The organism is Microbacterium sp. CJ77, from assembly GCF_002911615.1.
Taxonomy (GTDB): domain Bacteria; phylum Actinomycetota; class Actinomycetes; order Actinomycetales; family Microbacteriaceae; genus Microbacterium.
Genome location: NZ_PQBR01000015.1, coordinates 59,174 through 71,767, shown reverse-complemented (window position 1 = coordinate 71,767; position 12,594 = coordinate 59,174). Strand labels below are relative to the sequence as shown.

Annotated in this window: 12 protein-coding genes; 11 read left to right on the top strand and 1 reads right to left on the bottom strand. The window is 70.0% G+C overall.

Annotated elements, in window-relative coordinates; all coding sequences use genetic code 11:
• The first annotated feature begins 89 nt into the window (after nucleotides 1-89).
• The 5 genes from C2868_RS09525 (at nucleotide 90) to C2868_RS09505 (ending at nucleotide 3,623) form a co-directional block, all read left to right on the top strand.
• The gene (locus tag C2868_RS09525; protein WP_100810396.1) at nucleotides 90-773 is read left to right on the top strand and encodes a uridine kinase; all 684 of its coding nucleotides are present in this window, start codon (nucleotides 90-92) and stop codon (nucleotides 771-773) included.
• Nucleotides 773-1,729, top strand: a complete 957-nt coding sequence (gene truB, locus C2868_RS09520) for a tRNA pseudouridine(55) synthase TruB (protein ID WP_100810397.1) — start codon at nucleotides 773-775, stop codon at nucleotides 1,727-1,729. Before C2868_RS09525 ends, truB begins: the two co-directional genes overlap by 1 nt.
• Nucleotides 1,726-2,094 carry a hypothetical protein gene (locus C2868_RS09515; RefSeq protein ID WP_100810398.1) on the top strand — a complete coding sequence of 123 codons (369 nt, stop codon included), beginning with the start codon at nucleotides 1,726-1,728 and terminating at the stop codon, nucleotides 2,092-2,094. The genes truB and C2868_RS09515 overlap by 4 nt, the downstream gene beginning before the upstream one ends.
• Before the next feature lie 72 nt (nucleotides 2,095-2,166).
• A complete protein-coding gene (locus C2868_RS09510; RefSeq protein WP_100810399.1) occupies nucleotides 2,167-2,631 on the top strand; it encodes a hypothetical protein in 465 nt (154 codons plus the stop codon).
• Nucleotides 2,628-3,623, top strand: coding sequence for a bifunctional riboflavin kinase/FAD synthetase (locus C2868_RS09505; RefSeq protein WP_100810400.1), 996 nt, complete (start codon nucleotides 2,628-2,630; stop codon nucleotides 3,621-3,623). The genes C2868_RS09510 and C2868_RS09505 overlap by 4 nt, the downstream gene beginning before the upstream one ends.
• A gap of 60 nt (nucleotides 3,624-3,683) precedes the next feature.
• Here C2868_RS09505 and deoC read toward each other — a convergent pair whose 3' ends face one another.
• Nucleotides 3,684-4,403: a deoxyribose-phosphate aldolase gene (deoC, locus tag C2868_RS09500; RefSeq protein WP_100810401.1), complete on the bottom strand. Its 720-nt coding sequence runs from the start codon at nucleotides 4,401-4,403 to the stop codon at nucleotides 3,684-3,686.
• Between the two features lie 137 nt (nucleotides 4,404-4,540).
• On the opposite strand from deoC, the gene C2868_RS09495 reads away from it, so the two are divergent.
• From C2868_RS09495 to C2868_RS09470, 6 genes are all read left to right on the top strand, one after another.
• The gene (locus tag C2868_RS09495; protein WP_100810402.1) at nucleotides 4,541-5,431 is read left to right on the top strand and encodes a glycerophosphodiester phosphodiesterase family protein; all 891 of its coding nucleotides are present in this window, start codon (nucleotides 4,541-4,543) and stop codon (nucleotides 5,429-5,431) included.
• Nucleotides 5,432-5,512: 81 nt separating this feature from the next.
• Nucleotides 5,513-5,725 (top strand): heavy-metal-associated domain-containing protein, encoded by a 213-nt coding sequence (locus C2868_RS09490; protein WP_100810403.1) that lies wholly within the window; start codon nucleotides 5,513-5,515, stop codon nucleotides 5,723-5,725.
• A complete protein-coding gene (locus C2868_RS09485; protein ID WP_100810404.1) occupies nucleotides 5,722-8,109 on the top strand; it encodes a cation-translocating P-type ATPase in 2,388 nt (795 codons plus the stop codon). Before C2868_RS09490 ends, C2868_RS09485 begins: the two co-directional genes overlap by 4 nt.
• Nucleotides 8,110-8,211: 102 nt before the next feature.
• Nucleotides 8,212-8,850, top strand: a complete 639-nt coding sequence (locus C2868_RS09480; protein ID WP_100810405.1) for a hypothetical protein — start codon at nucleotides 8,212-8,214, stop codon at nucleotides 8,848-8,850.
• Nucleotides 8,851-9,118: 268 nt separating this feature from the next.
• Nucleotides 9,119-11,296 (top strand): DEAD/DEAH box helicase, encoded by a 2,178-nt coding sequence (locus C2868_RS09475; RefSeq protein ID WP_100810406.1) that lies wholly within the window; start codon nucleotides 9,119-9,121, stop codon nucleotides 11,294-11,296.
• A 120-nt stretch (nucleotides 11,297-11,416) separates the two neighbouring features.
• The gene (locus tag C2868_RS09470) at nucleotides 11,417-12,445 is read left to right on the top strand and encodes an ATP-dependent 6-phosphofructokinase (RefSeq protein ID WP_100810407.1); all 1,029 of its coding nucleotides are present in this window, start codon (nucleotides 11,417-11,419) and stop codon (nucleotides 12,443-12,445) included.
• Nucleotides 12,446-12,594 lie beyond the last annotated feature (149 nt).

Genomic DNA, 12,594 nt, shown 5'->3' with positions numbered 1-12,594 from the left:
CCTATGTCCTGTTTCGGTGCGTAAAACGTGACACGGGTGAAGTCTCGCGCTCACGGGTGAGGGGGATGTGCGGGTCGTAGGCTGGGGGGATGCGCCTGCCCGTCACGCCCCGTACGACTCTGCTGCGGGAGCTCCGTGACGAGGTGCGGCGGTCATACCGGGCCGGGCGCGTGCTCATCGCGGTGGACGGTATCGACGGTGCCGGCAAGACCGTCTTCGCGGACGGACTCGCCGACGTGTTCGCGGAAGACGGGACATCCGTCTTCCGTGCCTCGATCGACGGCTTTCACCGGCCCCGTGCCGAGCGGTACGCCCGCGGACGGGACTCGCCGGAGGGTTTCTACCTCGACTCGTACGACGAGGCGACGCTCCGGCGCGTGCTCATCGACCCGTTCCGCGAGGGCGCCACGATGCCCTCGACCGGGTTCCAACTCGCCGCCTGGGATGTCGACCGGGACGTTCCCGCCGAGGCGCGCTGGGTGACGGGTCCCGAGGACGCCGTGCTCATCATCGACGGCATCTTCCTGCACCGCCCCACCCTGCGGGGACTCTGGCACTGGTCGGTGTGGCTCGAGGTGCCGGTCGATGTCGCGACGCGGCGCATGGCCCTGCGCGACGGCTCCGACCCCGATCCCGCCGCACCCGCCAACCACCGTCACCGTGCTGGGCAGGAACTGTATCGGCGCGAGTCGGCGCCGTCGCGCGCCGCGTCCGTGATCGTCGACAACACCGACCCCGAGCATCCGCGGCGCCTGTACGCCGATTTCTGCTGATGGCCAGCCCGCACGGACCCGGCATCCTGCTCGTCGACAAGCCGGGAGGCATGACGAGCCACGATGTCGTATCACGCGCCCGGAAGGCGCTCGGCACCCGCAAGATCGGCCACGCGGGCACGCTCGACCCGCTCGCGACCGGGCTGCTCCTGCTGGGGGTGGACTCGGCGACGCGCCTGCTGACCTATCTCGTCGGACTCGACAAGACCTACGAGGCGACGATCCGGCTCGGCGCGGCGACGGACTCGGATGACTCGGATGGCGAGATCGTCTCGCGTGCCGACCCACGGGTGCTCGCCGCGGTCGACGCCGCGGCCATCCAGGCCCCGATCGCCGCTCTCACCGGACGCATCTCTCAGGTCCCGAGTACGGTGTCGGCCATCAAGATCGGCGGACGCCGCGCCTATGACCTCGCCCGTGCGGGCGAGGAGGTCGTGCTCGCGTCGCGCGAGGTGACCGTCTCGCGCTTCGAGGTGCTCGACATCCGGCGCACGGACGACGGGACCGGCACGGGCAGCGTCGACGTGGACGTCGTCGTGGACTGCTCGAGCGGCACCTACATTCGCGCGCTCGCGCGCGATCTCGGCTCGGCACTCGGGGTCGGGGGGCACCTCACGGCTCTTCGTCGCACCCGCGTCGGACCGTTCGGGATCGCGGATGCCGTGGGTCCCGACGCGATCGCGACAGAACCTCTGCTCTCGTCCGCCGATGTCGCGGTGCGCGTGCTCGGGGGTATCCGGGTCACGGATGCCGAGGCATCCGCACTGCGTCACGGGCAGCGCTTGACCGGAGCGGCCGGGCGCATCGTCGGCGAACACGCGGCTGCCATCGACCCCGCGGGCGAACTCATCGGCGTCGTCGGCCGCCGCGGAGACGACCTGAAGAGCCTGATGAATCTGCCGACCGGAGCCGCGCGCGACGTGCCCGCCGTGGTGGACGATGGGGGAGACCGATGATCCTGTGGCTCACGATCGCGCAGGTCGTCGTCGCCGTCGCAGCCGGGCTCTTCTGCCTGATCGCCGGGCTTGCGGGACGTCGGCCCAGCGATGGGACCGTCGGCTCGCTCGCGCTGATCGAGCTGTTGCTCATCGTGCAGGTCGTCGTCGCGATCGTCGCTCCTTTCGTCGGCAATCCGCCGGCCGGGAGCGCGTTGGAGTTCTGGGTCTATCTCGTATCCGCGGTCCTTCTGCCCGCCGCCGGGGTGGCGTGGGCGCTCGTGGAGCGCAGTCGCTGGAGCACCGTGATCATGGGTGTCGTCGCCCTCTCCATCGCGGTCATGGTCTGGCGCATGCACGTCATCTGGACCGCGCCGATCGGCTGAGCGCCGCGGGTGCCCGCGGCTCGACATCGGGCGCCTCTCGGCGAGGTCGGATCGCCGTAGGATTGTCGGGATATGAGTTCTTCTGCGCGCCGACGGATGACCGGCATCGGACGTGTGCTGGTCGCGGTGTACGCCATCATGGCGCTCGCCGCCCTCGGCCGCTCGTTCGTGCAGATCGCGCAACGCTTCGACGAAGCCCCCATCGCGTACTCGCTCTCGGCCCTCGCGGCCGCCGTCTACGTGCTGGCGACGCTCGCGCTCGTCTTCGCCGGGACGCGCCGCTGGTACGTCGTGGCGTGGATCGCCATCACGTTCGAGCTGCTGGGTGTCCTGATCGTCGGAACGCTCAGCCTCGTGATCCCCGACGTCTTCCACCACCCCACGGTCTGGTCCGTATTCGGCTACGGCTATCTCTTCATCCCGCTCGTGCTGCCGTTCGTGGGCCTGTGGTGGCTGCGGACTCATCCGCCCGCGGCACAGGCCGACGTTCAGGCCGAGGTCGAATCCGAAGCGCCCGCCACCGAGGCGCGGCGATGATCCTCTTCCACTCCCCGGACGAGGTACCCGATGACTTCGGGCCCTCCGTCGTGGCGATCGGCAAGTTCGACGGCGTCCACGCCGGTCATCGCGCGATCATCCAGAAGATGCTCGTGGATGCCGCGGGTATCGGTGCTCGGTCCGCGATCGTGACGTTCGATCGGCATCCGCTCGCGCTCCTCAACCCGCAGAAGCGTCCGCCTGCGCTCGTCGAAGCCCATCAGAAGGCCGCCCTGCTGTCGATGACGGGAATCGACGCGACGCTCATGCTCGCGTTCGATGAGAGCCTGGCCTCGGAAGAGCCCGAGGACTTCGTGCGCCGCGTTCTCGTCGAGTCGTTGCACGCCCGACTGGTGCTGGTCGGTGAAGATTTCCGGTTCGGACGCGGGGGCGCGGGCGATGCGGCGCTGCTGCGGCGTCTCGGCGAGAAGTACGGCTTCGGCGTCGACGAGATCCCCGACGTGCGCAGTTCTCCGGCCGGGCGTCGTGTCTCGTCGACGTGGATTCGCGAGCTCCTCGCGGATGGGGATGTCGCGGCCGCCGCGAAGCTGCTCGGTCGACCGCCCGCGGTGTGGGGCGAGGTCGTTCACGGCGCCAAGCGCGGGCGTGAGCTCGGATATCCGACCGCGAATCTCGAGCCGGCGACCGAGGGGCTGGTTCCGGGCGACGGGATCTACGCGGGCTGGCTCATCGACGGCGTCGCCGCGAGCGCCCCGGGCACGCGTGTGCGGTACCCGGCCGCCATTTCGGTGGGGGACAACCCGACCTTCGACGACGTCCACCGCCGCCAGGTCGAGGCGTACGTGCTCGACGAGACCGACCTCGACCTGTACGGGCATATCGTCGAGGTGCAGTTCGTCGCACGCCTCCGCGGAATGTCCGCCTTCGCCGGGATCGAGGCGCTCAAAGTCCAGATGGCGGACGACGTCGAGCGGGCCCGCGAGATCCTGTTGACCGCTCCCGTGGCCCCGGACATGTCCCGTCGGGCCTGACGGGCGCCCGTCAGCGCCACGCTCCCCGGCTGAATCCGTCAGCGCTGCTCGGTCACGCCGTCAGTACGACGACTCGTCGATCGCGGCGCTGGTCTCGTCGCCGCTCAGACGCGCACGGAGCTCGCCGAGGATCGTCGCGCTGGCGCTCGTGCCGAGCCGCGTCGCACCGGCCGCGAGCATCTCGAGCGCGGTGTCGAGTCCGCGAACACCGCCGGATGCCTTGACCTGAACACCGGGCCCGACGCTCGCACGCATCAGCTCGACGTGGGGGACGGTCGCGCCGCCGCCCGCGAAACCCGTGGAGGTCTTGACGAAGTCGGCACCACCCGCCTCGGTCAGGCGGCTGCCCCGGGCGATCTGCTCGTCGTCGAGCAGCGACGTCTCGAGGATGACCTTGGTGATCAGGCCGCCGGCCGCTTCGACCACCGCGGCGATATCGGCGGTGACCTCGGCGTCGAAGCCGGACCGCAGCCATCCGATGTTCACGACCATGTCGAGCTCGGTCGCGCCGTCCGCGATCGCCTGACGAGCCTCGGCGACCTTCGCCGCGGTCGACGTCGTGCCGTGAGGAAAGCCGATGACGGTGCCGACGGCGACGCCGGTGCCCTCGAGCCGTGCGACGGCGTACGGGATGTCGGAGGGGCGGACGCACACGCTGAATACGCGCCACAGGGCCGCCGTCTCGAGCTCGGCGTCGACGTCGGCGCGTGTGAAGTCGGGCTTGAGGATCGCGTGGTCGAGAGTGGCCGCCAGCGCGGCCTCGGTGATGTCGAGGGGCATGCTTCCAGCGTACGCGGCGCCGCTGGTTGGGGCAGCCCCGGACAGGGGATCGCGACGAGGTGTAACGAATAGGTAACGGCGGGGTCTACAGTGGGCTCACGCGTCGACGGAGACGCGACCGTCTCGAAAGGCCGACGATGCCCGAAGCCGTCGCCGACGGGCGCGCTGCCACTCGCGGCGTCGGCCCGCTGATCGTTGTCGCCGTGCTCGCCGCCGCGAGCCTGACGGTCGCGTTCCTCGGCGCTTCGCCCGCGCCCGTTTCGGCCCACGAACTGATGGGGGCCACACGAGACCCCGGTCAGGCGGCGTTCGTCGCGAGCCACCGGGGTGACGCAGGCAGCGCGCCGGAGAACACACTTCCGGCGATCCGGGCCGCGATCGCCGCCGGATTCGACTACGTCGAGGTCGATGTCGCGCTCACCGTCGATGGTGCGGCCGTCCTGATGCACGACGCCACGGTCGATCGGACCACGAACGGATTCGGCCGCCTCTCGCAACTCTCGCTGGCGGAGGTTCGAGCCCTGGACGCCGGCGGGTGGTTCGGCCCGGCTTTCGCGGGAACCCCGGTGCCGTTGGTCGAGGAATTCCTCGATCTGCTCGCGGCATCCCCGACCCGCGCGGTGATCGAGTTGAAGGGGGAGTGGACGCCGGTCGCGGTCGGGCATCTCGTCGCCGAGATCGACGCGCGGGGTCTGGAGCGCCGGGTCGCCGCGGCGAGTTTCGATGCCCGGACCCTGGCCCTGGTGGCGCGCGAGTCCGACGTCATCTCCCGGCTCGCCATCCTGCGCGCACTTCCCGCGGATGTCGTGGACGCGGCACGTTCGCTCGGGGTGCGCGGCGTGCTCGTGAAGGGAAGCGCGGTGATCGCGCGCCCCGAGATCGTCGACGAACTGCATGCCTCGGGCATCCGCGTCGTCGTCTACACGTTCAACGAGGATCGGGAGTGGCGCGATGCCGTCGACATCGGCGTCGATGGCATCGTGACGGATCGGCCCGGGACGTTGTCGACCTGGTTGGCGTCTTCCTGATCCACCGCGGGAATACCCCAGGGGGGTATCCTGGTTGTCGAACAGTGCACCGTCGAAGATGGCGGGCGAGGAGGCATCCGTATGACGATTCGCACCTACCGTGTCGAGGGAATGACCTGCGGCCACTGTGCCCGATCGGTCGAGCACGAGGTTTCGGACCTTGCCGGCGTCGAGACGGCGACCGTGGACCTGTCGGCGGCGACCGTTGCCGTCGAGTCGATCGACGAGATCCCCGAACCGCGACTGGCGGCCGCCGTGGGCGAGGCCGGCTACGCGCTCGCGGGCCGAGCATGACCGCCGCGACTCCGACGCCCTCCCGTGAGGCGACCCTCGACATCGAGGGAATGACGTGCGCCAGTTGCGTTGCGCGCGTCGAGAAGCGCCTCGAGAAGGTCGAGGGGGTTTCGGCATCCGTGAACTTGGCAACCGAGTCGGCGCGTGTCCAGGTGCCCGCGGACGTCGACGATGCGCGGCTCGTCGCGGCGGTGGCGGAAGCCGGATACACCGCGCGGGTTCGTCCCGAGCGCCATGCGAGCCCTGAGCGCGGGCACGCCCACGACGCCCCCGGCACCGGTGATGAGGGTGCTGACCGTGACCACGAGCCCTCCGTGCACGAACACGAGCACGGCGGACACCAGCACGATGTGGAAGACATCCCCGGCCGCACCCGGCTGGCGACGCGGCTGATCGTCAGTGCCGCGCTCGCGCTGCCGGTCGTCGTGCTCGGGATGGTCCCGGCGTGGCAGTTCGCCGGTTGGCAGTGGGTGTCGCTCGTCCTCGCGACGCCGATCGTGTTCTGGGGAGGATGGCCCTTCCACCGCGCCGCGTTCGCCGCGGCACGTCACGGAACGGCCACGATGGACACCCTGATCACCCTCGGCACGATGGCGGCCTACGTGTGGAGCGTGTGGGCGCTGTTCTTCGGCAGCGCGGGGCAGATCGGGCTGCGGCACGAGGTGGTGCTCTTCGGCCCCGTGCACGACGCAACCGCGCTCGTCTACTTCGAGGTCGCGGCGGCGGTCACCGTCTTCCTGTTGCTCGGTCGGTACATCGAGCAACGCTCGCGGCGCCGCGCCGGGGCCGCACTGCGCTCGCTCATGGACCTCGGGGCGAAGGATGTCGAGCTCGAGGGTGGCGAGCGGATCCCCGTCGAGCGTCTGCGCGTCGACGACAGGTTCGTCGTGCGTCCGGGAGAGACGATCGCGACGGACGGCATCGTCGTTGAGGGCCGCGCGGCCGTGGATGCGTCGATGCTCACGGGTGAGGCCGTGCCGGTCGAGGCCGGTGCGGGGGGAGAGGTGACCGGCGGCACGGTCGCGGTCGACGGGCGCCTGCTCGTCCGCGCGGTCTCGGTGGGTGCCGACACCCGCTTGGCGCACATCGCGCGCCTCGTCGAAGACGCCCAGGCGGGCAAGAGTCGCGTGCAGCGCCTGGCAGACCGGATCTCGGGCATCTTCGTGCCGATCGTGATCGGGCTCGCCCTCCTGACGCTCATCGCGTGGGTCGCGCTCGGTCAGCCTCTGGCCGCTGGATTCACGGCGGCGGTCGCTGTGCTGATCATCGCCTGCCCCTGCGCGCTCGGCCTCGCGACGCCCGTCGCGATCCTCGTGGGAACCGGGCGCGGCGCGCAGCTGGGCGTGCTGATCACCGGACCCGAGGCCATCGAGTCGGCGAACCGCATCGACACCGTGCTCATCGACAAGACGGGCACGCTCACGACCGGCGCGATGACGGTGCGCGAGGTCGTCGTCACCCGACCCGCCCGCGAGGGCATCCGCCGGGACGAGACCGAGCTCCCGGACGAGACGGCGCTTCGGGCCCAGGCCGTGCGGGTCGCCGCAGCGCTCGAAGCCGGGTCGGAGCATCCGATCGCGCGCGCCATCGTGACACACGACGAGGCGCGGGCGGGGACGGGCGAAGCCGCCCGGCTCGCGGACTTCCGCAGCCATGCGGGCCGGGGCGTGACCGGCCTCGTCGACGGCGTGCCCGCCTTTGCCGGCAGCGCCGCTTTCGCTCTCGAGCAGACCGGTGCGTTGCCCGCCGATCTCGATGCCGCCCTCCGCCGCGAGGACGGCAGCTCGGTCATCGTCGTGGGATGGACGGGTTCATCCGGAGAGCTCGCCGCTCGTGCGGTCTTCGCCGTCGGCGACGAGGTGCGCGAGGGTGCGGTGCGGACCGTCGCGAGCCTGACCGAGCAGGGGATCGAGGTCGTGCTGCTCACGGGTGATGGGCCCGACGCCGCGCGCACGGTGGCCGCCGCCGTGGGCATCGGCGAGGTCGTTGCCGGAGTGCTGCCCGAGGGCAAGCTGGCAGAGGTCGAGCGCCGTCGTGCCAGCGGACGCCGGGTGGCGATGGTCGGGGATGGGGTGAACGACGCGGCGGCGCTCGCCGCTGCCGACCTCGGCATCGCGATGGGGGGCGGAACGGATGCGGCGATGCACGCGAGCGATATCACGCTCGTCCGCAACGATCCCGAGTCGATCGTGACGGCGCTGAGCCTTGCTCGACGCACGATGCGGACGATTCGCGGCAACCTGTTCTGGGCCTTCGGCTACAACGTCGCGGCGATCCCGCTCGCTGCCCTGGGCCTGCTCAACCCGATGATCTCGGGCCTGGCGATGGCGTTCTCGAGCGTGTTCGTCGTGCTGAACAGCCTGCGGCTGCGCTCGGCTCGCTGAGACGACGCGTTCGCTGGTCGTCATTCGCACGCGCGGACCGGCGGCACGGGCAGGCGCGCGGCGACGGTAGGTTAGGGGGAGTCCCTGTGCCGAGAGGATGCCATGCACCCCGACCGATCCGCGTCGCTGCTGCGTCGAGGCCTGCTGGCCGTGGTGCTCGGGAGTTCGGCGGTGCTCGCGGGATGCTCGGCCACGCCGCAACCGGAGCCGACCAGCACGGGAGACCCGACGCCCGAGATCACGACGCTCGGCGAGACACCCGGGGCGTCGGCTTCGCCTTCGCCCAGCACCGAGCCCGCGGCGGACATCTCCATCCCCGTGCGATGCGAGGACATCTACTCCGCCGCGATGCTGTCGGTTCTGGAGTCCGGGAATCCGCCCCTGAACGACCCGGGCGTGACGATGGAATCGACCGAGATCGTCGAGGCGCTCGAGGTGCTCGGCTCGGGAGTGCAGACGCTTCGGTGCTCGTGGGGTCTGCCGTCGTCATACGGGCTGGCGACGAACGTCACGATCGTCGACGAGGCACAGGCTCGGGCGGTATTGGAATCGCTTCCCGATCGAGGCTTCGCGTGCGAGGATCTCGCGGATGGGACCGTGTGCCGGGCGCAGCAGAGTGACGGAGAGAACTCGTTCGGAGAGACCCACTATCTGCGCGCGAACGGCTGGGTGTCCACGCGGTGGATCAACTTCGGTCCTCAGGGCTACACCGAGGACATCGTCGCAACGCTCTGGGGCTGACGCCGCGCTCTGGGGCTGACGCGGCGCTCTGGGGCTGACGAGACGCGGCCGACGCGTCGCGGGCACGAGGAGTGCCCCGGATGCCGTAGAATATGCGGGAGGAATGGCGCTGCGTCGTTCGCGCCGAGGCATCCGCTTCACGCAACGCCCCCGCTTTTCTCGCCCGTGTCTGTCACGGCCCACCAGCCGCCCACGGGGTTTCATCAGTTCGCCGGCCACACGGTTGGAGATCACACCGGTTCACCCGGTGCACACGCTCAGGAGGAGCATGCCGAGCACGGCACAGTCACAGCTGCACAGGCGTCGCAAACAGTCGTCCGCACGTCGCGACGACGACGCGCCCCTGATCCCGATCCTCGCGCGCAAGGTGCGCGAGGTCGAGGCGAAGGCCCAGCGCGGCAAGCTGGGACCGACCAACCGCGTCAAATTCCAGGTCATCGCATTCCTGGTGCGCGAAGAGCGCGCCCGGGTGAAGACAGACGTCACGGTTCCGGATGCGGTGCGCTCCGAGTCGCTCAAGCGCCTCGACGGAGTCGCGACCATCCTCGCGAAGACCGCCGCGCGCGACACCTCGCTCATTCAGCTGCTCGAAGTCGACCAGGCGACGTCGCCGGTCGCCCGGCGCATGCGCCGCGACTGGCTGCTGGAATCGGGTGCCGAGCTGGCACCGGATGAACTCATCATCACGGATGCGGCTCCCGTGCTCGCACCTGTGGTGCCGCCCGCGCTCGCCGAGAAGCAGGTCGTGCCGCCCGCCATCGAGGCGCGTCAGCTCGCCAACCCCTTCCTCGCGCCCGACCTGGATCGCCCGGTGCGGCGCGAGAGCCCGCGTCGTCGGCTCGACGGCTGGGAACTGATGGGCCCGCTGTACAAGGCGTTCGAGACGGGTGCCGGGGGCGGTGCCGCGTCGATGGAGCTGCCTCCCGTTCCCGAGTTCGACCGGCTTTCGCCCAAGGGGCGCGAGATCATGGCGCACCAGTCGCGCTTTCTCGAGTCGGTCCGCGATGGTCACCGCACATTCCTGCTCGCGGATGAGCCGGGTCTGGGCAAGACAGCGCAGTCGCTCCTCGCGGCATCCGTCGCCAGCGCCTACCCGCTGCTCGCGGTCGTGCCGAACGTCGTCAAGATGAACTGGGCTCGCGAGGTCGAGCGGTGGACACCGCATCGCCGCGCGACGGTCATCCAGGGTGATGGCGCGACGCTCGACGCCTTCGCCGACATCTTCATCGTCAACTACGAAATCCTCGATCGCCACCTCGCGTGGCTCAGCTCGATCGGGCTGCGCGGCATGGTCGTGGACGAGGCGCACTTCATCAAGAACCTCTCGTCGCAGCGTTCGCAGAACGTGCTGACGCTGGCGGGACGCATCCGCGAGATGACGCCCGGTGGCAACCCGTTGCTCATGGCGCTCACGGGCACGCCGCTCATCAACGACGTCGAGGACTTCGACGCGATCTGGCGCTTCCTGGGCTGGACCAACGGCGAGAAGCCCGGTCCCGAGCTGATGGAGAAGCTCGACGCGACGGGCATGACTCCGGCGGACAAGGCCTTCTATCCCGAGGCGCGCGAGGCCGTCATCTCGATGGGCATCGTCCGTCGCAAGAAGAAGGATGTCGCGGCCGACCTGCCCGACAAGCTCATCGCCGATCTGCCGGTCGAGCTCGACGACGAATTCGGGCGCTCGATCCGGGACGCCGAGCGCGAGCTCGGTCAACGCCTCGCCGATCGGTACCGCCGCATCGTCACGGCGCGCGGCGACCGCGGCATGGGCGCTGGCATGGGCAGCCCTCTCGGTGACGACATCGACGCCGACATCGTCCGGCTCGTGGCGCAGAACGAGCTCGATGAGTCCAAGGCCGCCGGTGCCGGGTCCGAGAACGTCTTCACGATGGTCCGCAAGATCGGTCAGGCGAAGGCGCACCTCGCGGCCGACTACGCCGTGCAGCTGCAGCGCGCGGTGGGCAAGGTCGTGTTCTTCGCCAAGCACATCGATGTCATGGATGCCGCCGAGGCGCATTTCGCGTCGGCGGGGTTGAAGACGATCTCGATTCGCGGCGACCAGACGACCGCGAGTCGACAGGACGGGATCGACGCGTTCAACAACGACCCCGCCGTCGGTATCGCGGTGTGTTCGCTGACGGCCGCCGGTGTCGGACTCAACCTGCAGGCCGCGTCGAACGTCGTGCTCGCCGAGCTCAGCTGGACCGCGGCCGAGCAGACGCAGGCGATCGACCGCGTGCACCGCATCGGACAGGGCGAACCGGTCACGGCATGGCGCATCATCGCCGCGCACACGATCGACACGAAGATCGCCGAGCTGATCGACTCGAAGCAGGGGCTGTCCCTGCGTGCTCTCGACGGCGAAGCGGTCGATCCGGCCTCGAGCGATTCCGTCCAGCTCAGCGCCCTCATGCATCTCACCCGGCGGGCGCTCGGCGGCGAATAGCGGATTCCGGTACCGGATGCCGCGGGCCCGCTGTCGGGCGTGTGGCAGGTCGGGGCATCCGGCGATAGTGTGACGGGGGCAGCGTCGCCGGATCCCCCTCCCGAAACGCAAGGATCACACATGAAGATCGGCATCCTGACCAGCGGCGGCGACTGCCCCGGGCTCAACGCGGTCATCCGCGGCGTCGTGCTGAAGGGCACGACCGCGTACGACCTCGAGTTCGTCGGCATCCGTGACGGATGGCGCGGCGTGGTCGACGGGGACTTCTTCCCCCTGACCCGCCACGAGGTGAAGGGCCTGTCGAAGGTCGGCGGAACGATCCTCGGCACCTCGCGGACGAACCCCTACGAGGGGCCCCGGGGTGGCGCCGAGAACATCGCGAAGACCCTCTACGGGCATCGGATCGACGGCATCATCGCGATCGGTGGCGAGGGCACGCTCGCCGCGGCCGACCGCCTGTCCAAGGACGGCATCAACGTCATCGGCGTGCCGAAGACGATCGACAACGACCTGCTGGCCACGGACTACTCGTTCGGGTTCGACACCGCCGTGAACATCGCCTCCGAGGCGATGGACCGGCTGCGGACGACGGGCGACTCGCACCAGCGGTGCATGGTCGCCGAGGTCATGGGGCGACACGTGGGCTGGATCGCACTGCACGCGGGTATCGCGGCCGGGGCCCACGCCATCCTGATCCCCGAGGTCCCGATGTCGATGGACGACATCTGCGAGCTCGTCTCGAAGGCGCACGACCGGGGCCGCGCGCCGCTGGTCGTGGTCTCGGAGGGCTTCAAGCTCAAGGACATGGACGAGGCCTTCAGCGACAAGGGTCTCGACGCGTTCAACCGCCCGCGGCTCGGCGGAATCGGCGAGGTCATCGCACCCGAGATCGAGCGGATCACCGGCATCGAGACGCGGGCTACGGTGCTGGGACACATCCAGCGCGGCGGCTCGCCCTCCGGCTTCGACCGGGTGCTGGCGACGCGGCTCGGGCTGCACGCCGCCGATGCCGTGGTGGCCGAGGCATGGGGTCAGATGGTGTCGCTGAAGGGCACGGACATCGTGCGCGTGCCGTTCGCGGACGCCCTGGGCGAGCTCAACACGGTGCCGCTCTACCGCTACGAAGAGGCCGCGGCGCTCTTCGGCTGACCCGTCGGGTCGTCGCGCGGCCCTCCTCGTGCTGTTGATGTCCCACTTTCGCGGGTGAGTGTCCCACTCTCGACCGTTCTGCGCCTCGCGCAGCGGTTGAAAGTGGGACACGCACACCCTGAGCGAGCGGCCGGCAGTCCGGGATAGCG